The organism is Streptosporangium sp. NBC_01469 (assembly GCF_036227305.1).
In the GTDB taxonomy this organism is placed as follows: Bacteria; Actinomycetota; Actinomycetes; order Streptosporangiales; family Streptosporangiaceae; genus Streptosporangium.
The window spans coordinates 10,463,651-10,482,526 of record NZ_CP109465.1; the positions used below are offsets into that span (position 1 = coordinate 10,463,651).

Below are 18,876 nucleotides of genomic sequence, written 5' to 3' on the forward strand. Positions count from 1 at the left end.
CGCGTTACGCGGTCCGGTCCAGGGCCCGGAGAGAACGGTCGGTGATGGAACGGGCGCCGCGGCCGATGGCCACCATGCCCGACTGGACAAGCTCCTTGATGCCGAACGGCTCCAGGACCTTGATGAAGGCCTGCAGCTTGTCCGGTGTGCCGGTGACCTCGATGGTCACCGCGTCCGAGGAGACGTCGACGCAGCGCGCCCGGAACAGGTTGACCAGCTCCAGCACGCTGGAACGGTTCTCCGCGTCGGCCCGCACCTTGATCAGCGTGAGCTCGCGCTGCACCGACTGCACCGGGTCGAGCTCCACGATCTTCAGCACGTTGACGAGCTTGTTGAGCTGCTTGGTGACCTGCTCGAGCGGCAGGTCGGCGACGTTGACCACGATGGTCATCCTGGAGATGTCCGCGTGCTCGGTCGGGCCGACCGCCAGCGAGTCGATGTTGAACCCCCTGCGGCTGAACAACGACGCGACGCGCGCGAGCACGCCCGGCTTGTTCTCCACCAGCACGGAGAGCGTGTGCCTGCTCATGCCTAGTCCTCGCTGTCCCAGACGGGCGCCATGTCGCGCGCGAACTTGATCTCGTCGTTGCTCGTCCCGGCCGCGACCATCGGCCACACCATGGCGTCCTGGTGCACCACGAAGTCGACGACCACCGGCACGTCGTTGATCTCCATGGCCTTCTTGATCGTCGCGTCCACGTCCTCCGGGCGCTCGCACCGCAGCCCCACGCAACCGTACGCCTCGGCGAGCTTGACGAAGTCGGGGATCCGGCGGACCGTCTGCAGGTCGGTGTTGGAGTAACGCTGGTTGTAGAACAGCGTCTGCCACTGCCTGACCATGCCCAGGTTACCGTTGTTGATGATCGCGACCTTGATCGGCACACCCTCGATCGTGCAGGTGGCGAGCTCCTGGTTGGTCATCTGGAAGCAGCCGTCGCCGTCGATGGCCCACACCGTGGTGTCGGGACGGCCCATCTTGGCCCCCATCGCCGCCGGGAGGGAGAAGCCCATCGTGCCCGCGCCGCCGGAGTTGATGAACGTGCCGGGGTTCTCGTAGCCGATGAACTGCGCGGCCCACATCTGGTGCTGGCCGACGCCCGCGGTGTAGATCGCGTCCGGGCCGACCAGCGCGCCCAGCCGCTCCATGACGTACTGCGGGGCGAGGGAACCGTCCTCGAACTCGGCGTAGCCCAGCGGGTAGGTCGCCTTGTAGGCGTTGAGCGCCGTCCACCAGTCGGCGTAGTCGCCCTTGCGCTCCTCGTTGCGCACCGCGGTGATCAGGTCGGAGATGACCTCCTTGCAGTCACCCACGATCGGGACGTCCGCGTGCCGGTTCTTGGAGATCTCCGCCGGGTCGATGTCCGCGTGGACGATCTTCGCGTGCGGCGCGAAGGTGGACAGCTGGCCGGTGACGCGGTCGTCGAAGCGGACACCGAGCCCGATGATCAGGTCGGACCTCTGCAGCGCGCCGACCGCCGACACCGAGCCGTGCATGCCGGGCATGCCCATGTGCTGCGGGTGGCTGTCGGGGAAGGTACCCCGAGCCATCAGGGTGGTGACCACGGGGATGCCGGTCAGCTCGGCGAACTCCAGCAGCTTCGCCGACGCCCCCGCCCGGTGCACACCGCCGCCCACGTAGAGCACCGGCCGCCTGGCCTCGGCGATCAGCTTCGCCGCCTCGCGGATCTGCTTGGAGTGCGGCCGGGTCACCGGGCGGTAGCCGGGCAGCTGCATGACGACCGGCCACTGGAAGGTCATCTTCGCCTGGAGCGCGTCCTTGGCGATGTCGACCAGCACCGGCCCCGGACGCCCCGTCGAGGCGATGTGGAAGGCCTCCACGATCGTCCTGGGGATGTCGTTCGGGTCGGTGACCAGGAAGTTGTGCTTCGTGATCGGCATGGTGATGCCGGAGATGTCGGCTTCCTGGAAGGCGTCGGTGCCGATGGCGCCGCTCGGCACCTGGCCGGTGATCGCGACCATCGGGACCGAGTCCATGTAGGCGTCGGCGATCGGGGTGACCAGGTTGGTGGCACCGGGACCGCTGGTCGCCATGCAGACCCCGACCTTCCCGGTGGCCTGTGCGTATCCCTGAGCCGCGTGCCCCGCGCCCTGCTCGTGCCGTACAAGCACGTGCCGGACCTTGGTCGAGTCGTAGAGAGGATCGTAGGCGGGGAGAATCGCGCCGCCCGGGATCCCGAACACAGTGTCGACCCCGACGTGCTCCAGCGCCCTCACGAGGGCCTGGGCTCCTGTCATCTGTTCGGTCATCGGCTCGTTCCTTGTGGCTGAGCATGCTTGATGGCATAAAAAATGCCCCATTCCGCCTGGTCGGCGGAGCTGGGGCGGCGCGCAGGTCGTAGTGTTCGCTATCGGCCCGCGCGCCGGCGAAGTACTACGAGAATCCCACGGTGAAGCTGCATGGCTCCACCATGGCCGACGGAGCACCCCCGAGTCAAATTCATGGGACACATATCTCAGAGTCCGAGATGCGAGGTCACGCGGGAGTGCCGAGACTGGAGAGGCTGGTTCGCATCAGCGAGTCGACGCCGCGCGCGGCCATCGGGCGCGCCACCAGGAATCCCTGGCCCCGGGTGCAGCCCATCTCACGCAGCAGCTCCAGCTGCTCGGGCCGCTCGATGCCCTCGGCGACCACGATCAGCCCCAGGTCGTGACCGAGCCGCACGATCGTACGGGTCAGCAGGGTCAGCGTCTCGTCACGGCCGAGCCCGGACACGAAGGACGGGTCGATCTTGATCATGTCGACCGGGAGCTGCCGCAGGAACGCCAGCGAGGCGTAACCGGTGCCGAAGTCGTCGATGGCGAGCCGGACCCCGAGGTTGCGCAGCTCGGAGAGCCGGGTGATGGTCTCCTCCGCGTCCTCGACCAGCATCTCCTCGATGACCTCCAGGGTGAGCGCGCTGGGCGGCAGCCCGCTCTCGACCAGGGCCGCCTCGACGGTCTCCACGAAGCGCGGCGCCATGATCTGCCTGGCCGACAGGTTGAGCGAGAGCCCGATCTCCCAGGCGGAGGCACGCCAGGCGGCCACCTCCCGGCAGGACTCGCGCAGGATCCACTCGCTCAGCGGCACGATCAGGCCGGTGTCCTCGGCCGGGCCGAGGAACTGCTCCGGCGGGACGAAGTCGCCGCCCCGGCACCAGCGCACCAGCGCCTCTACGGCGGTGACCCGCGAGGTGGCCAGGTCGACCACCGGCTGGTACTCGATCGCGAACTGGTTCTCCAGCAGCGCCCGCTGCAGGTCCGCGGCGAGCTCCAGGCGTCGCACCACGTCGGCGTGCATGTGCGCGGCGAACACCTCGACCCTGCGCCCGCCCAGCTCCTTCGCCCTCGCCATCGCCACGTCGGCGTTGCGGATCAGGTCGGCGGAGGAGACGTCGTCGGCGGCGAAGGCCACCCCGACGCTCGCGGTCAGCGCGATGTCACGGTCGGCGACCCTGAACGGCTCGGACGAGACCGTGCGGACCAGCCGCTCGGCCAGGTCGACCGCAGTCTGGGCGTCGACCGGCGCCTCCAGCAGCACCGCGAACTCGTCGCCGCCCCAGCGCGCCAGGGTGTCGTCGGCCCGCACGGCGGCGCGGAGCCTGCGGGCCGCCTGGCCGAGCAGGTAGTCGCCGCTGGCGTGGCCGACCGAGTCGTTCACCGCGGTGAAGCCGTCCAGGTCCAGGAAGACCACGGCGATGTTGCTCGCGCCCGGACGGGCCAGCACCTCCCGGGTGCGCTCCTCGAAGTAGGCCCGGTTGGGCAGGCCCGTGATGCCGTCGTGGAAGGTCAGGTGGGCGACCTGGCTGCGCAGGGCCTCCTGGTCGCTGATGTCGCGGGTGGTGACCAGGAGCAGGTCGTCGCCGCGCACGTGCCGGGTGGCCACCGACTCGGCGGGCCGCCAGGTCCCGTCGGAGGCCCGGACCCGGCAGGCGACCATGCACGCGCCCGGCCCCTCCTCGGCCTCCTCCTCCAGGCTCATCGCGCTCAGCGCCGCCTGGATCCCCGGCACGTCCTCGGGGTGGATGTAGTCGAAGATCTTCCTGCCGACCAGGTCGTCGGGGCGGTAGCCGTACGTGATCTCGACGCCGTCGCCGATCTGCCGCACCACGCCGTCGTAGTCGCACAGCATGACCACGTCCCCGGCGCTCTCGGCGAGGTCCTGCAGCTGCCGCTCGCCGAGATGGAGCAGGCTCCGCAGCCGCCCGGTCTCCATCAGCATCACGAACAGGCGCACCACCAGGACGGCGACGATCGACGCGCACACCGAGGCGAGGACCGCCGGAGGTCCCTGCACCCCGCCGCTGATCACCCGGAGGAGCACGACGACGGTGGCCACGGCCACGAGGAACAGCGGCACCGCCGCGATCAGCGAGGACGTGCTCTCGCGGACGAACGGCTCGTCGTCCGTGGGCTCGGGAGACCTCGTCGCGGGCCCGCTCCACGGGACCGCGGCGAGCACGAGGAACGCGGCGGGAGCCAGCCACACCCAGGTCAGGGACGGCGTGTCGCCGCTCACCCGGGCCAGCGCCGTGATCGTCTCGGAGGTCGCGACGGCGGCGAGCACGGCCAGCGCGGCCAGGCCGACCGGCCAGGCCGAGCGCCGGATCGGCACCACCGCGGGGCCCACGACGCAGGCGAGGATCAGGCAGAACAGGGGCGAGGCGAAGGTGACCGCGGCGTCGCCCGCGTCACCGCCGCCGCCGTAGACCGGGCCCACCAGCGACACCCAGATGATCACCATGATGGCGGCGGCGCACACGTAGGAGTCGGCGAGGTCGCGCAGCAGGGCGTGCCCGCGCGCGGGCCTGGCCGCCGACAGCGCGGTGCCGACCGCGAGCATGGCCGTGCCCGCCAGGAGCACCAGATCGGCGAAGGTCACCACGAAGGGCGCGCCGTCCGCGATCGGCCGCACACCCATCCCGGCCAGCCAGGTGACCGAGCCTCCCGCCAGCCAGCGCCAGGCCAGCGCCCTGCGCCGGTCGGCCACCCTGGAGGCGGCGGCGAACAGCGAGCCCGCGGCGGCCGCGGCGGTGACGACGCCCGCCACCGCCTCGACGACCACGGCGGGAGCGCCGCTGACCAGAGCGGCAACGAGCCCCACCACGCCGATGGCGGCGGCGGTCAGCGGTACCCGGGGGTCACGCCAGCGGATCAATGTCGTCTGCCCATCAGTGTCGTCGGGTGTCTCGTCGGTGTGTTTCGCTTTCGCAGCATCCCTTGCTCGCTGCACTCGCGCTGCCGCCGCGAGCACGTCGTCCTTCGTCCTCGGCGCTCGCACCGGCACAGGGCCAGTGTGTGCCGTCGGGCCCGCCTGAGTGGCGACAACGCCGTAGTCGTCACCGATCTGATAACCGCGCGGGCGACCGAGATCGCTTTTACCGACGGTACGCACCGCAGGTCACGAGGTAGCCACGGTCCGGATTCCTTTGCCGGTCAGTAGGAACCCGTGATCACGTTTTTGAGCGGCTCGCCCGCGAGGTAACGCAGCAGCTGGGAGCGGAGCAGCTTCAGCGTGCGCCGTACGGAGGCCGGATTGCTGCCCGCGACGTGCGGGGTGATGAGAACTCCCGGCGCCGTCCACAGCGGGTGGTCCCCGGGCAGGGGCTCGGGGTGGGTGACGTCGAGCGCGGCGAGAATCCGGCCTCCCCGCAACTCGGCGACGAGCGCGTCCGTGTCGACGACCGTGCCCCTGGCCGCGTTCACCAGGAGGGCGCCGTCCCTCATCGCCGCCAGGAACCCGGCGTCCACCATGCCGGTGGTCTCGGGCGTCGAGGGTACGAGCAGCACCACCACGTCCGCTTCCGGCAGCAGGCGGGGCAGCTCGTCCAGGCCGTGCACGCCGGGCCTGGCGGTTCTGGCCACCCGGACGACGTCGACCTCGAAACCGTCGAGCCGCCGCTCCAGCGCCTCACCGATCGAGCCGTGGCCGACGATCAGGACCGTGGAGTCGGCCAGCACCCCGGTGTGGTGGTAGGTCCACTCGCCCTCGCGCTGCGCGCGGACGAACCCGGGGAACTCCCGGAGCACGGAGATCATGGCTCCGACCACCCACTCGGCGGTGCCCGCGTCGTGCACGCCCCGGGCGTTGCACAACGTCACCCCCTCCCGCAGGTGCGGCCGGTAGGCGTCGACACCCGCCGTGACGGTCTGCAGCAGCCGCAGGCCGGTCATCCGGGAGAGCAGTCCCGGAAGGTCCGCCACCGGCATCAGCGGCGGGATCCAGACCTCGGCCTCCTCGGCCCCCTCGGGCACCGGCTCCGTGCCGTCGTAGACGACGCACTCCACTTCCGGGAGGTCGCACAGGACATCGACGGCGGCTTTGGAAGGGACCCAGATCTTCATGGACGCATTATCCAGCCGCACCGCCCATAACGCCGCCCCGCCGACCGTCCCGTCCCGGGGGACACGCCGTGAGGGCACGCCGGCCTCGCGACTATTCAGGCACGCACTTCAGGTCGAGCTCGGGACGGTAGACCGTGGTCTTCTTGACGCGCTTGATCTCCTCGCCGTCCTGCTTGAAGACGCGCCAGACGTCGATCGTGAAACCGTTCTGGCCGACCATCGGGATGCAGTCGGGACCGCTGTCGGTATCGCTCTTGAACGGGGTGACGTCGTATCTCTCGGAGGAGATCGACTCGACCTCGTAACGCTTGGTGCTCCAGAAGCCGACGGTGACCCCGCTGTCGTTGAAGGAGGTCTTCACCAGCACCCCGTACGGCGAGTCGTTCTTCCAGCGGAAGTCGGGCTCGGGCCAGGAGACCGTGGACTCGCGCCCGGCCGGGTAGCGGGAGATGTAGAACTCGTGCGCCACGTGCTGGACGTCCTCGAGACCGCCGAAGAACACCGCGTTGTACATGGTGGTGACGAACTGGGAGATGCCGCCGCCGACCGAGTCGACCAGCCTGCCGCCCTGGATCATGGGAGCGGGGACGAAGCCGCGGGCCGTGTCGCGCTGGCCGATGACGCCGTTGAGCGAGAAGGTCTCGCCCGGCTTCACCAGGTAGCCGTCCAGGAGCCTGGCGATCGTCCTGATGTTGGTCACCCTGGGCGGGCAGCACTCGTAGGGTGTGGTGAACTGGCTGATCCGCTCCTTGATGCCCAGCTTGCGCGCCTCGGCGTCGGACATCCGCGGCCTGACGGTGGCCAGGAGCACCGGGATCGTCCGGTCGCCGTCGCGGGCGACCATCTCGGCCACGTCCGCGGCGAGCCGCCCGTCGTTGATGCCCTTCCCCTTGCGTCCGGGCACCAGCTTCGGCTTTCCCCCGACGATCTGGAACGTGGGGTCGCGCGGGGCCAGAACCGGATCGATCAGGTCCCCCTCCACGGAGGCCACGGCGCTCCTGGCGTCGAACTTCGGGCTCATGCCGCCGGAGCTGTCCGGCTCGAAGGACAGGTGGGCGGCGAGGGTCTCCACCGGCAGCTGGACCCGCTTGCCGGCGAAGGTCAGCGTGATCGGCCCGGCCAGGGCCTTGTTCGCGCTGGCCGCGGCCTTCCTGACCGTCTCCTCCCCCGCTATCGGCTTGATCACCGAGACCGGGAGGCGAACCTCTTTCCGCGGGCCGAGGAAGGCCTTCGTGATCGCGGCGATCGTGGCCTCCCGCTCCAGCTCCCGGCCGTCGCGGGGCATCACGACGACGGGCTTGACACCCTCGAACGTGACCGAGCCCTCGCGGACCTTGAGGTCGATCCTCCTGGCCAGGCCCGCGACCGCGGTTGTCATGCTCTCGGGGTCGGCGGAGACCTTGGGCTCCAGGTCGGTGGTGCCGGTGAGTGCCCGCCAGACCTCGGCGGGGTTGGGGAAGCCGCTGGGCGCCTGGTTGATGGTGGCGACCACGTCGAACTCCAGCCCCGACTTGCCGGGGTCGAAGTCGAAGCGCTTGCCCGCGGCCAGGAGGGTCATCTCCCCGGTGGCCTCGCCCGCCAGGCGGTCCCTGAGTTTGTCGGCCGCCTCGGTCGCGGTCAGGCCGCCGATGTCGATGCCCCGCACGCTGGTGCCCGGCAGCATCTTGCCGGACATGACGACCGCGGGCACCGCGTAGGCGAGCGCGACGACGAACAGCACGGCGAAGAGGATCAGGAAGAGCCTGCGGACCCCTCGGCCGCGCGGGGGCGGCTCCTCGTAGCGGAGCCCGTCGGGCTGCGGGAACCCTCCGTCGCCACCGGGGACGAGCGTGGGCTCGTCGCGCTGGAAGGGGCGTTCCGGCGGGGTGGCCATCTGCCAGGGCTGCGGGGGCTGGGCGGCGGGCGGGAGCGTCGCCCCGCGGCCCGACGCGGGGGAACCGCCGAGGCCGGGTGGACCGCCAAGGCCGGTGGGGCCGAAGATGTCGGGCGAGACACCCGGGGGAAGACGCGAGCCGCTCTGGGACTGGGCGACCTGCACTCCGGGAGGGAGTTGCGGGTCGCGGGCGCCCGGCGGGACGGGGCGTGAGGGAAGGGGCATCGCCTCAAAGGGGTCCGTCGGCGGGTTCACAGACGCTCCGGCGTTCCGCACGGCCTCCGTATCCTCCTGCTTCGCAGCTTCCACCTCCGGCAACCTTAAACCACATTGGTCAGGCCCCGTCCAAAATGGAATAACAAATCAGCCCGTCCAGCGATAGCGGTGTTCGGGCCTTCCGGCGGTGCCGTACTTCGGGCGGAGCTCCGCCTGGCCCGCCGCGCACAGGTGTTCCAGATACCGGCGGGCGCTGACCCTGGAGAGACCGGTGATCGTCGCCGCCTCGGCCGCCGACAGGTCGCCGTCGCTCTCCCTGAGCGCCGCGGCGACCAGTGAGCAGGTGGTGACGGACAGCCCCTTGGGCAGTGGCGGCGGAACCCCCCTGACCGCGCCGAAGAGCCGGTCGATCTCGTCCTGGCGAGCCTCGTCCCCGAGGGTGGCGAGCCGCCTGCGGATCTCGGCGTACTGTTCGAGGCGCTCGGCGAGGGCGCGGGCGGTGAAGGGTTTGATCAGGTAGTTGACCGCGCCGCCGCGCATCGCCGCCCGGACCGTGGCCACGTCACGCGCGGCGGTGATCACCAGGATGTCCACCGGGTGCGCGGCTCCCCTGAGCTTCGTGAGGACATCGAGTCCTGACATGTCCGGCAGGTAGATGTCGAGCAGTACCAGGTCGGGCCTGCGCGCGGCGGCCGACGCGATCGCGGCGCCCCCGGTGTGGACGACGCCGGCGACCGTGAAGCCGGGCATCCTGGTGACGTAGCCGCCGTGGATCCTGGCCACCATGAAGTCGTCGTCCACGACCAGGACGCGGATGTCCCCCGCGTGCGCGTCCCCGGTCAACTCGGCACCTTCCGTTCTGCGGGTTCCGCGGGTTCCGCGGGTTCCGCCGGTCCCTCGGCGAGGGTCGGCGCGGGTTCACCGGTGCGGGACGAAGAAGGCTCTCCGGTGGGCGGGGGCTCCCCCGGAGGAAAAGAAGGCTCACCGGTGGGCAGGAGCGCGGTGAAGACGGCGCCGCCCGCGTTGTGCACCCGCACCCAGCCACCCCGGCGCGAGCACACCTGGCGGGTCAGGGCCAAACCCAGGCCGCGCGGCCCGGCGTGGGCGGCCTTGGTGGTGAAGCCCTCCCTGAACACCTCGTGGACCAGGCCCGGGGTGATGCCGGGGCCGGAGTCGCCGACCCGGACGCGCAACCCGTCCGCCTCGGTACGGACCGAGACCTCCACCGTCCCCCCGCTCTCCTGCAGCGCGTCGAGGGCGTTGGCGACCAGGTTGCCGACGACCAGGACCGCGTCGTGCGGGTCGCCGAGCATGCCCTCCTCCACCCGGGAGTCGTCGGACAGCACCAGGGTGGCGCCCCGCTCGGCCGCCTCGGCCGACTTGGCCAGCAGCAGCGCGGCCAGCGTCGGGTCGGCGACCTTCTCCCTGATGCCCGAGGCGTGCCTGCTGTAGGCCTCGGTGGTCTGGGTGATGTAGCTGACGGCCGTCTCGTGCTCGCCGAGTTCCAGCAGGCCGACCACGGTGTGCATCCGGTTGGCGAACTCGTGGGCCTGCGCGCGCAGCGCGCCGGTCGTGGTGCTGGCCTGGTCGAGCTCGCGTGCCAGGCGCACCAGCTCGGTACGGTCCCGCAGGGTGACCACCCAGCCGCTCTGCCGCTCCCGTACCGCCACCGGGGTCCGGTTGAGCACCAGCACCCGGTCGCGGTGGAGCACCACCCGGTCGTCGCCGGGGTCCACGCCGTCCAGCACGTCCCGCATCCGGTCGGACAGGGGCATCTCCCGCAGGCTCCGGCCGACGTCGTGCTGGGAGAGGCCGAGCAGGTCGCGTGCCGCGTCGTTGACGAGTGTCACCCGTCCCTGGAGGTCGAGGGCGAGCACCCCCTCCTTGACGCCGTGCAGCACGCCCTCGCGCTGTTCGAGCAGGGCGGCGATCTCCCCCGGTTCCAGGCCGAACGTCTGGCGGCGTACCCGCCGGGCGATCAGCGCGGCGGCGGCCGACCCGGCGACGAGGACCGCGAGGACCGTCCACAGCAACGGCGGGAGCGCCTCACCGAGCTGGTCGGCGACCGTCCCCTCCAGGATCCCGACCGAGGCCAGGCCGATGACCTGCCCCGAGGAGTCGAGGATCGGGACCTTGCCGCGTACCGAGCGGCCGAGGGTGCCCGTCTGGATGCCGGTCCAGTGCTCCCCGTTCGTCATGACCTCGGAGCCGTCGGTGGACAGCCTCTTGCCGATCAGGGCCGCGTTGGGGTGGGCGTAGCGGATCTGGTCGCGGTTCGCGATCACCACGTAGTCGGCGCCGGTGGCCGCCTGCACCCCGAGCGCGATCGGCTGCAGGCTCAGCTCGGGCCGGGGCAGGGCGAACGCCTCACGCACCTGGGGAAGCCCCGCCACCGACTCGGCGATCGCCAGGGCGCGCTGCTGGTACTGGCGGTCCAGCAGAACACGGGTGTGCTCCATCCAGACGCCCGCCGTACCGCCGACCGCGAGAAACACGATCACGGTCTGCAACACGAAAAGCTGGGTGCCGAGCGAGGCGTTGAGTAAGCGTCGCACGAGATTAACTCCCTGGTCAGGGACCTCGATGAAAGCAGTCCGAGGTAACGGCGAGGTCGCGAGGAGGTGTGACCAATATGACCGATACGACGGCAAACACGCAAAGGATCGACAGGGTGGCCTCCTGAAGTCACCATCCTCACCACGCTTTATTTACGTTTGTTTGGAGCTGACCATGCGTCTTCGGAGACTGGCCGCCCTCGCGGTGCTGTCCCTCGCCGCCCTCACCGCCTGCGGTTCCGATGGCGGCTCGGGTACGAGCGCGCTGAGAATCATGGCTCCGGCCGCGCCCGGAGGCGGCTGGGACCAGACCTCCCGCGTCGCCGGCGAGGCGCTCAAGGCCGCCGAGCCGTCCCGCAAGATCGAGGTCTACAACGTGCCCGGGGCGGGTGGCACCATCGGCCTGGCCCAGATCGCGGGTGAGAAGGGCAACGGCGACCTGCTGATGACCATGGGCCTGGTCATGGTCGGCGCGATCGAGCAGAACAAGTCGAAGATCACCCTGGCCGACACCACGCCGATCGCGAAGCTCACCGAGGAGTACGAGCTCGTCGTGGTTCCCGCGGGGTCGCCGTACAAGACGCTCGGTGACCTGGTGACGGCGTGGAAGGCCGACCCGACGAAGATCGCCATCGCGGGCGGCTCGGCCGGGGGCACCGACCACATCGTGGCGGGCCTGATGGCCAAGGCCGCGGGCATCGACCCCAAGCAGGTCAACTACATCGCCCACTCCGGTGGCGGCGAGGCGCTCAACTCGCTGCTCGGTGAGAAGGTCGCGGTGGGGATCTCCGGCATCGGCGAGTTCGCCGAGCACGTGAAGTCCGGCAAGCTGCGCGCCCTCGGCGTCAGCTCCCCCGAGCGGCTCGCCAACGTGGACGCCCCCACCATCAAGGAGGCGGGCCTGGACGTGGAACTGGCCAACTGGCGGGGCTTCGTCGCGCCCGCCGGGCTGGACGACGAGGCGAAGAAGAGGCTCACCGACCTGGTCACCAAGATGCACGACTCCCCGGCGTGGAAGGACGCGGTGCTCAAGAACGGCTGGGCCGACGTCTTCCAGACCGGTCAGCCGTTCGCCGACTTCCTCGCGGCGGAGCAGACCAAGGTCAAGGGCATCATCGCGGAGATGGGCCTCGTCTCCTGATGCTGCCCACAGAAGACCCGTCCGGCACCGGCGCCACCGGTGCCGGTGCGGCCGGCACCGGATCCGAACCCACCGCCGTCGCCCGCGCGGGCGACGGCGGTACCGGCCGTGACACCGGCGCGCCACCCGGCCCCGCTCCCGTCCCGGGCTCCGGAGACGACCCGGACACGCGTCCCGGCGCGGCGCCCGAGGCCGGAACCGGGTGGTCGTGGCGGCGGCCCGAGCTGGGGCTGGCCGTGCTGGTCCTCGCGCTGGGGGCGTTCGTGATCGCCGGCACCGCCGACGTGACCGCCGCGGGCTCCGTCCTCGGTCTCGGCCCCCGGTTCTTCCCCGCCCTGGTCGGGGGGGCGATGCTGCTGATCGGGCTGTTCTACGTGGTCGACGTGCTCAGGGGAGGCCACGGCGACCCCGAGGACGCCGAGGACGTCGACTCCTCCGCGCGGGCCGACTGGCGGACGGTCGCGCTGGTCAGCGTGATCTTCCTGGCCTTCGCCGGACTGCTCGACCTGCTCGGCTGGATCATCGCGGGCGCGCTGCTCTTCTTCGGCCTGTCCGTGACGCTCGGGGCGGCCCACCGGCTGCGCGCGGGCGTCATCGCGATCCTGCTGTCCACTCTCACCTACCTGATGTTCGTCAAGGGCCTCGGCGTGACGCTGCCGGCCGGGCTGCTGTCCGGGGTGATCTGAGTGGACTCCTTCCAGCTGTTGATGGACGGCTTCGCGACCGCCCTCACCCCGGTCAACCTGCTCTACGCGCTGGCGGGCGTCACGCTGGGCACGCTGGTGGGCGTGCTGCCCGGCATCGGCCCGGCCATGACCGTGGCACTGCTGCTGCCGATCACGTTCACCGTCCCCCCGGCGAGCGCGTTCATCATGTTCGCGGGCATCTACTACGGCGGCATGTACGGCGGGTCGACCACCTCGATCCTGCTCAACACGCCCGGCGAGAGCTCCTCGATGATCACCGCGCTCGAGGGCAACAAGATGGCCAAACGCGGCCGGGCGGCCCAGGCGCTGGCGACGGCCGCGATCGGCTCGTTCGTCGCGGGCACCATCGCCACCGCGCTGCTGGTCGTCGCGGCGCCCCTGGTGGTGGACTTCGCGATCTCCTTCGGTCCCGAGGACTACTTCGCGCTCGCCATCCTGGCCTTCACCGCGGTGTCGTCGGTGCTGTCCCGCTCCGTCGTACGAGGGCTGGCCTCGCTGGGCCTCGGCCTGGTCATCGGGCTCGTCGGCATCGACCAGCAGACCGGGCAGGCCAGGCTGACCCTGGGCATCCCGCAGCTGCTCGACGGCATCGACGTGGTGATCGTCGCGGTCGGGCTCTTCGCCCTGGGCGAGGTGCTCTACGTCGCCTCGCGGCTGCGGCACGGCCAGCCCGAGGTGATCCCGGTCGGCCGGGCGTTCCTCGGCCGCTCCGACTGGTCGCGTTCCTGGCGGCCGTGGCTGCGCGGCACCGCGCTCGGCTTCCCGTTCGGCGCGCTGCCCGGCGGCGGCGCGGAGATCCCCACGTTCCTGTCGTACTCGATCGAGAAGCGCCTGGCGCGCGGGATCGCCCGCGAGGAGTACGGCAAGGGCGCCATCGAGGGGGTCGCCGGTCCCGAGGCCGCCAACAACGCCTCGGCGGCGGGCACGCTCGTCCCGCTGCTCACGCTGGGCCTGCCCACCTCGGCGACGGCCGCGATCCTGCTGGCGGCCTTCCAGCAGTACGGGCTGCAGCCGGGCCCGCAACTGTTCGACCACAACCCGGCGCTGGTCTGGGGCATGATCGCCTCGCTGTTCGTGGGCAACACCATGCTGCTCGTGCTCAACCTGCCGCTCGCCCCGCTCTGGGCCCGGGTGCTGCAGATCCCCCGGCCCTACCTCTACTCGGGGATCGTGCTGTTCGCGGCGCTCGGCGTCTACGCGCTGAACTCCTCCTGGGTGGAGCTGGTCATCCTCTACATCCTGGGCCTGCTCGGTTTCGCGATGCGCCGCTTCGGCCTGCCGGTGGCCCCGGCGGTGATCGGCCTGATCCTGGGCCCGATGGCCGAGATCCAGCTCCGCCGGGCTCTGGCCATCGGCGCGGGCGACGTGACGGTCCTGGTCAGGAGCCCGATCGCGGCGACGCTGCTGGTCATCTCGCTCCTGGCGCTGTTCACGCCCCTCATCAGGAAGGTGGCCGCCCGGCGCGGCGCCTGACCGGAACCGGCCGCACCGGGTGCGGCACGCGCGGGCACGGACAAACGTCCGTGCCCGTTTCCTCTTAGGGAGTGAACGCGGCCAGCAGGTCGTCCAGCCCCGCCTTGACACGTTCGACCGTCACCCCGCCGCGCAGGCGGTGGGCGAGCAGCGGCGCGGCCAGCGGGGCGAGAAGGGCGTCGGCGAGGACGTAGGCGTCGGCGCCGGGTCTGGCCTGGGTGACGAGCATCGACAGGTGGGCGTGGTAGCCGTCATAGGCGCCGCCGAAGCGGGCGAACGGCGTCGCCGTCTCGGCCATCACCAGCAGGTCCAGCTGCTCCACCGTTCTGTCGGCGAGGGCGTGCAGGAAGCCGCGGATGCGGGCGGGCGCGTCGGCACCGGGCCCCAGGGGCGGCGGCCCCTCGATGAAGGCCGCCTGGAACTCCCGCTCCCGCTCGTCGATGAGCGCGTACGCCAGCCCCGAGCGATCGCCGAACCGGCGGTACAGCGTGCCGACACCGACCCCCGCGGCGGCGGCCACCTCCGCCATCGACAGCCCCTCGACGCCCTGAGCGGCGACGATGTCGGCGGCGGCGGCGAGGATCTTCATCCGGTTACGCGCCGCGTCGACCCGCTCACGGCGCGGGTTCATGACGACGTCCACGATCACAGGCTACTGGAAGAGTTGTAAACGGAATCGATTCCGCTTTATGGTTAAGCGGAACTGATTCCGCTTAAGGAGCACACCATGACTCGTAAAGTCGCGCTCGTCACCGGGGGAAGCCGTGGCATCGGCGCCGCCATCGCCGTACGCCTGGCCGCCGAGGGCGCCGACGTGGTGATCACGTACGCGCGCTCGGCGGAGCGGGCGGCGGCGGTCGTCAAGGAGATCGAGGCCGCCGGCGCCCGCGGGCTGGCCGTGGCGGCGGAGGCCGCCGACGCCGCCCTGCTGGTCGCCGTGGTCGAACGGACGGTCGCCGAGTTCGGGCGGATCGACATCCTGGTCAACAACGCCGGCATCGCCCCGTTCGGGCCGCTGGAGGAGGTGACGCTCGCCGAGGTCGACAACACCCTCGCGGTCCACTCCCGCGCCTCGTTCGTGCTGGCCCAGGCGGCCGCCCGGCACATGGGCAGGGGCGGCCGGATCATCTCCATCGGCAGCAGTTTCGTCGAGCGCGTGCCGTACTCGGGATGGACGCTCTACGCGATGAGCAAGTCCGCACTGGTCGGCATGACCAAGGGCCTCGCCAGGGATCTGGGCCCGCGGGGCATCACGGCCAACCTCGTCCACCCCGGTTCGACCGACACCGAGATGAACCCGGCCGACAGCCCCGAGGCGGAGGAGGAGCGGCGCTTCACCGCCCTGGACCGCTACTGCAGCTCCGAGGACATCGCCGCCACCGTCGCGCACCTGGCGGGAGAGGGGGGCAGGAACATCACCGGCGCCGCCATCACCGTCGACGCGGGCACCACGGCCTGACCGCCATGGCCTGGGCTCTGCTTTTCACGGCGGCCGCGCTGGAGATCGTCTGGGCCACCGCGCTCGAACGCTCGGACGGGTTCACCCGGCTCTGGCCGACGGTCATCGGGGTGACGGGGGCGGTCCTGAGCTTCGTCATGCTCACCTTCGCGCTCAGGACCCTGAACATGGGCACCGCGTACGCGGTCTGGGTCGGGCTCGGCGCGCTCGGGGTCGCCGCCGTGGGCATCGTCGCCCTGGGCGAGAGCGCGGCACCCGCCCGGCTCGCCTGCCTGGCGCTCATCCTGATCGGCGTCATCGGTCTCAAGCTCCTGGACGGATGACACGACTGGACGGATGACACGACGCCGGGGGGCGCGACGCCAGAGGGTCGCGGCGCCAGGGGCTTCACGACGCAGGGTGCTTCGTGAAGCCGGGGGTTTCACAACGCCGGGCGCTTCGTGAAGCCGAGGTTTCACGAAGCAGGGGCTTTTGTGAAGCCGGGAGTTTCGCAACGCAGGGGCTTTCGTGAAGCCAGAGGTTTCGTGACGGCGGGGGCCTTCACGACGCCGGGGGCCTCGCGGCGGGAAACGGCCGCCCGGCCGTGGGGTGCCGGGCGGCCGGGCCTGTCCCGGGAAGAAAGCTATTCCCGCAGGGTGTCGACGGCCGGGCCGTCGAATTTCCGGCCGTCCTCCCTGGCCAGATAGGTGCAGGAAACCCATCCCGTGGTGCCGGAGGGCAACCCGGAGGCCGACCTGGCGCCCAGCCGGAAGTTACACCAGCCGTTCGTCGAACTCGGATTAAGAATCCGCCCGTAATCGCCATAATAGAGATAGCCGATAACCGTCGATCCCCCCGGACTCGACCGCAGGCGCACCCCGTCGGCGATGACCACCGCGTCCACGGCCGGGGCCGCCGACCGGACGAAAGAGCCGTTCACGGGGGTTGCCTGAGCGGGAATGGCCGCAGCGGCCATTCCCGCGGCGGTCGCCAACATCACGGCGGCGAATACCAGGAGCCTTTTCATTGCACGTTCTTCCGATCGCGAGGTCAGGTCGTGCCGAAGTAAAAGGTGGGACTGCAGTGATTACTGTGCAAGCCACCGAGAATTTCGTCAATACCTATTCAGTTTCAGAAATGTGAATTACCACATAAATGAGACGTCACCCGATCGGAGTGAAGCCGGCGCGGGCGGCCACTCACTCGGCAGGTCAAAATCCTGGCCACCCGGGATGAGCATCGGATCACTGAGATCATCTGGTTTGTCCCCGACGTTGACGCGTTCGACGACCGGCTGCGCGCCGGCGCCTGAGTATCGTGAAACCGTGCCGGAAAGGCCGGAGATCGAGAGCTTCGTGATCCTGGCCGAGGAGCCGCGCTTCGGCCGTACAGGCAGAGCGTCCCCGCCCGGACGCCGCAGGTCCTCCGGCGTCGTGTACCAGCGGTGACTCAGGACGGGCCGTGGTCCTCGCGCCAGAGTTCGGCGCCGTCCCTGTCGTAACCGATGATCCGGAAGCCGTCGCGGTACATGTCCTGGCTGTGCCGCTGCGTCCCCGCGAACAGGCGGAAGCCACCGATCTTCCACGGATCCGGCCTGGTAGCGGCCTTCACGGTCGTACCGTCCTCGAAGAGAAGCTTGACGTGGGCGGTCTCGGTGCTTGTGATGCCGAACCAGTGCTCCTTGTGGTCGCCCAGTTCCACGCTCATGGGCTTGCCGTCCATGTCGATCAAAGGTTTGTCGGGTCCGCCCCTCTCGATCACCGCGCCGCCGGGCGTGAGCGAGTGCATACGACCGACGGCCTGCCCGTTCAGCTTCCAGATCAGGGTCTTGTCGGGCGTCTCGTACAGGCCCACGGCCAGCTTGCCCGGCATCTCCACAGTCGGGCCCACCGGCTTGGCCTCGGCTTCCGGATTGACGGCGCGCGACCGCTCGATTCTCCTGGTCGTCTCGCCCTCGCGGCCCGCGAACTCGAACGCCGTCACCGTATCGTCCGAGGGGACGGTGACGGTCCAGATGCCTTGGGGAGCGCCCTTGGGACGGTGAATCGTCCCGGGGACCTTGCCCGCGTCGGTGACGGCGGTAACGCGGGCGACCCCGTCCCGTGCGGTGCCGAAGTACATCAGCAGCCCGGTGGCCGGGCTGAGGAAGGTCCCCCCGGTGGAGCCCTGCTCGGTCACCTCCTCGGCGCCGAGGGGCTGGCGGCACTGCGCCGAGCCGGAACCGGTCCTGTTCCTCACCCGCGCGCACAAGGCCGTGCCGTTGTCGGTCCTGGCGTACCAGAGCGAGATGGGCCGGTTCTCGGAGGGATTGTCGATCAGCAAGACCGCGCCGATCCGGAACTCGTCGCCCGTGTAGTCCTTGGTGGAGGAGGCGCTGGCGGCGATGGTGCCGCTGGTGACACCCCCGCGTTCTGTGCCGTGCGCGGCCACCAGGCTGATCGGAATGGCGATCGCCGTGACACAGATGCCCGCCACCAGCGTGTTCCTCGCCGTCCTGCGCCTGTTCGAACGCGAGACCACCTTGGCGGGGAAGCGCGGCGGCGCCTTCGGGGCGCGCTCGGCAGCGTGCCCGAGCGCCGTGCGCAGGTACGATTCCATGTCGTCGTTCATGCGGAGCTCCTGTTCGCCGTGGGGTTGGGCAGGGTGGTGCGGAGTTTGGCCAGGCCGAGCGACGCGTGGCTGCGCACGGTCCCCCGGGAGACGCCGAGCACGGCGGCGATCTCCTCATCCGTCAGGTCCTCGTAGTAACGCAACACCAGCACGGCACGCTGCCTTTTCGGCAGGCCGGCCAGCGCCGGCCAGAAGTCGTCGTCCGAGGGCTGCCGGTCCGTTTGTGCCGTATCGGGGAGTGCCCAGTCGAGCCGCTCGCGCCTGCGCAGCCGCCACGTTCTGATGTGCAGCCTGGTCATGATCATTCGGGTGTACGCCTCCGGCGCCTGTTTCTGGCGTACGTGCGGCCAGGCGCGGTGCAGCCGGGCCAGCGCCTCCTGGGTGAGGTCGGCCGCGTCATGCGGGTTGCCGCTGAGGAGGTAGCCGTAGCGCAGCAGGGCGTCCGCCCTTTGCACCACGAATTCCTCGAAGCGCTCATCCAATGAGCTCTGCCTTTCCATGGTTCCGTCATGGGATAGAGC

17 protein-coding genes are annotated in these 18,876 nt (G+C 70.4%); 6 read left to right on the top strand and 11 right to left on the bottom strand.

The genetic code is table 11. The features are described from left to right. Window positions 1-4: 4 nt before the first annotated feature. The 7 genes from ilvN to OG587_RS45715 form a co-directional block, all read right to left on the bottom strand. Window positions 5-529 (bottom strand): acetolactate synthase small subunit, encoded by a 525-nt coding sequence (ilvN, locus tag OG587_RS45685; protein WP_329085269.1) that lies wholly within the window; start codon window positions 527-529, stop codon window positions 5-7. Between the two features lie 2 nt (window positions 530-531). Beyond that, window positions 532-2,319, bottom strand: coding sequence for an acetolactate synthase large subunit (locus tag OG587_RS45690; protein ID WP_329085270.1), 1,788 nt, complete (start codon window positions 2,317-2,319; stop codon window positions 532-534). Window positions 2,320-2,494: 175 nt separating this feature from the next. Beyond that, window positions 2,495-5,155, bottom strand: a complete 2,661-nt coding sequence (locus tag OG587_RS45695) for a putative bifunctional diguanylate cyclase/phosphodiesterase (RefSeq protein WP_329085271.1) — start codon at window positions 5,153-5,155, stop codon at window positions 2,495-2,497. A gap of 278 nt (window positions 5,156-5,433) precedes the next feature. After that, window positions 5,434-6,342 (bottom strand): 2-hydroxyacid dehydrogenase, encoded by a 909-nt coding sequence (locus OG587_RS45700; protein WP_329085272.1) that lies wholly within the window; start codon window positions 6,340-6,342, stop codon window positions 5,434-5,436. Between the two features lie 91 nt (window positions 6,343-6,433). Then, window positions 6,434-8,440, bottom strand: coding sequence for a VanW family protein (locus OG587_RS45705; protein WP_329085273.1), 2,007 nt, complete (start codon window positions 8,438-8,440; stop codon window positions 6,434-6,436). A 138-nt stretch (window positions 8,441-8,578) separates the two neighbouring features. Further along, window positions 8,579-9,274, bottom strand: a complete 696-nt coding sequence (locus tag OG587_RS45710) for a response regulator (RefSeq protein ID WP_329085274.1) — start codon at window positions 9,272-9,274, stop codon at window positions 8,579-8,581. Beyond that, window positions 9,271-10,986: a sensor histidine kinase gene (locus tag OG587_RS45715; RefSeq protein ID WP_329085275.1), complete on the bottom strand. Its 1,716-nt coding sequence runs from the start codon at window positions 10,984-10,986 to the stop codon at window positions 9,271-9,273. The genes OG587_RS45710 and OG587_RS45715 overlap by 4 nt, the downstream gene beginning before the upstream one ends. A 175-nt stretch (window positions 10,987-11,161) precedes the next feature. Here OG587_RS45715 and OG587_RS45720 point away from each other — a divergent pair, with 175 nt between their 5' ends. Genes OG587_RS45720 through OG587_RS45730 form a run of 3 tightly spaced genes read left to right on the top strand, consistent with a single transcriptional unit; the run spans window position 11,162 to window position 14,307 of the window. Continuing rightward, window positions 11,162-12,127 carry a tripartite tricarboxylate transporter substrate binding protein gene (locus tag OG587_RS45720; RefSeq protein WP_329085276.1) on the top strand — a complete coding sequence of 322 codons (966 nt, stop codon included), beginning with the start codon at window positions 11,162-11,164 and terminating at the stop codon, window positions 12,125-12,127. Beyond that, window positions 12,127-12,813: a tripartite tricarboxylate transporter TctB family protein gene (locus OG587_RS45725; RefSeq protein ID WP_329085278.1), complete on the top strand. Its 687-nt coding sequence runs from the start codon at window positions 12,127-12,129 to the stop codon at window positions 12,811-12,813. The genes OG587_RS45720 and OG587_RS45725 overlap by 1 nt, the downstream gene beginning before the upstream one ends. Further along, window positions 12,814-14,307, top strand: a complete 1,494-nt coding sequence (locus OG587_RS45730; protein ID WP_329085280.1) for a tripartite tricarboxylate transporter permease — start codon at window positions 12,814-12,816, stop codon at window positions 14,305-14,307. It abuts the gene before it with no gap. A 64-nt stretch (window positions 14,308-14,371) separates the two neighbouring features. On the opposite strand, the gene OG587_RS45735 is transcribed toward OG587_RS45730, so the two are convergent. Continuing rightward, window positions 14,372-14,950 carry a TetR family transcriptional regulator gene (locus OG587_RS45735; protein WP_329085281.1) on the bottom strand — a complete coding sequence of 193 codons (579 nt, stop codon included), beginning with the start codon at window positions 14,948-14,950 and terminating at the stop codon, window positions 14,372-14,374. An 84-nt stretch (window positions 14,951-15,034) separates the two neighbouring features. On the opposite strand from OG587_RS45735, the gene OG587_RS45740 reads away from it, so the two are divergent. Then, window positions 15,035-15,766 (top strand): SDR family NAD(P)-dependent oxidoreductase, encoded by a 732-nt coding sequence (locus OG587_RS45740; RefSeq protein ID WP_329085282.1) that lies wholly within the window; start codon window positions 15,035-15,037, stop codon window positions 15,764-15,766. A gap of 5 nt (window positions 15,767-15,771) precedes the next feature. Continuing rightward, a complete protein-coding gene (locus OG587_RS45745; RefSeq protein ID WP_329085283.1) occupies window positions 15,772-16,089 on the top strand; it encodes a DMT family transporter in 318 nt (105 codons plus the stop codon). A gap of 299 nt (window positions 16,090-16,388) precedes the next feature. On the opposite strand, the gene OG587_RS45750 is transcribed toward OG587_RS45745, so the two are convergent. Further along, window positions 16,389-16,772 carry an SH3 domain-containing protein gene (locus OG587_RS45750; protein WP_329085284.1) on the bottom strand — a complete coding sequence of 128 codons (384 nt, stop codon included), beginning with the start codon at window positions 16,770-16,772 and terminating at the stop codon, window positions 16,389-16,391. 298 nt (window positions 16,773-17,070) lie between these two features. Here OG587_RS45750 and OG587_RS45755 point away from each other — a divergent pair, with 298 nt between their 5' ends. Beyond that, window positions 17,071-17,193, top strand: coding sequence for a hypothetical protein (locus OG587_RS45755; protein WP_329085285.1), 123 nt, complete (start codon window positions 17,071-17,073; stop codon window positions 17,191-17,193). 1 nt (window position 17,194) lies between these two features. On the opposite strand, the gene OG587_RS45760 is transcribed toward OG587_RS45755, so the two are convergent. Both OG587_RS45760 and OG587_RS45765 read right to left on the bottom strand, forming a co-directional pair. Next, window positions 17,195-18,355: a hypothetical protein gene (locus OG587_RS45760; RefSeq protein WP_329085286.1), complete on the bottom strand. Its 1,161-nt coding sequence runs from the start codon at window positions 18,353-18,355 to the stop codon at window positions 17,195-17,197. Beyond that, window positions 18,352-18,855, bottom strand: a complete 504-nt coding sequence (locus OG587_RS45765; RefSeq protein ID WP_329085287.1) for a SigE family RNA polymerase sigma factor — start codon at window positions 18,853-18,855, stop codon at window positions 18,352-18,354. The genes OG587_RS45760 and OG587_RS45765 overlap by 4 nt, the downstream gene beginning before the upstream one ends. Between the last annotated feature and the right edge of the window lie 21 nt (window positions 18,856-18,876).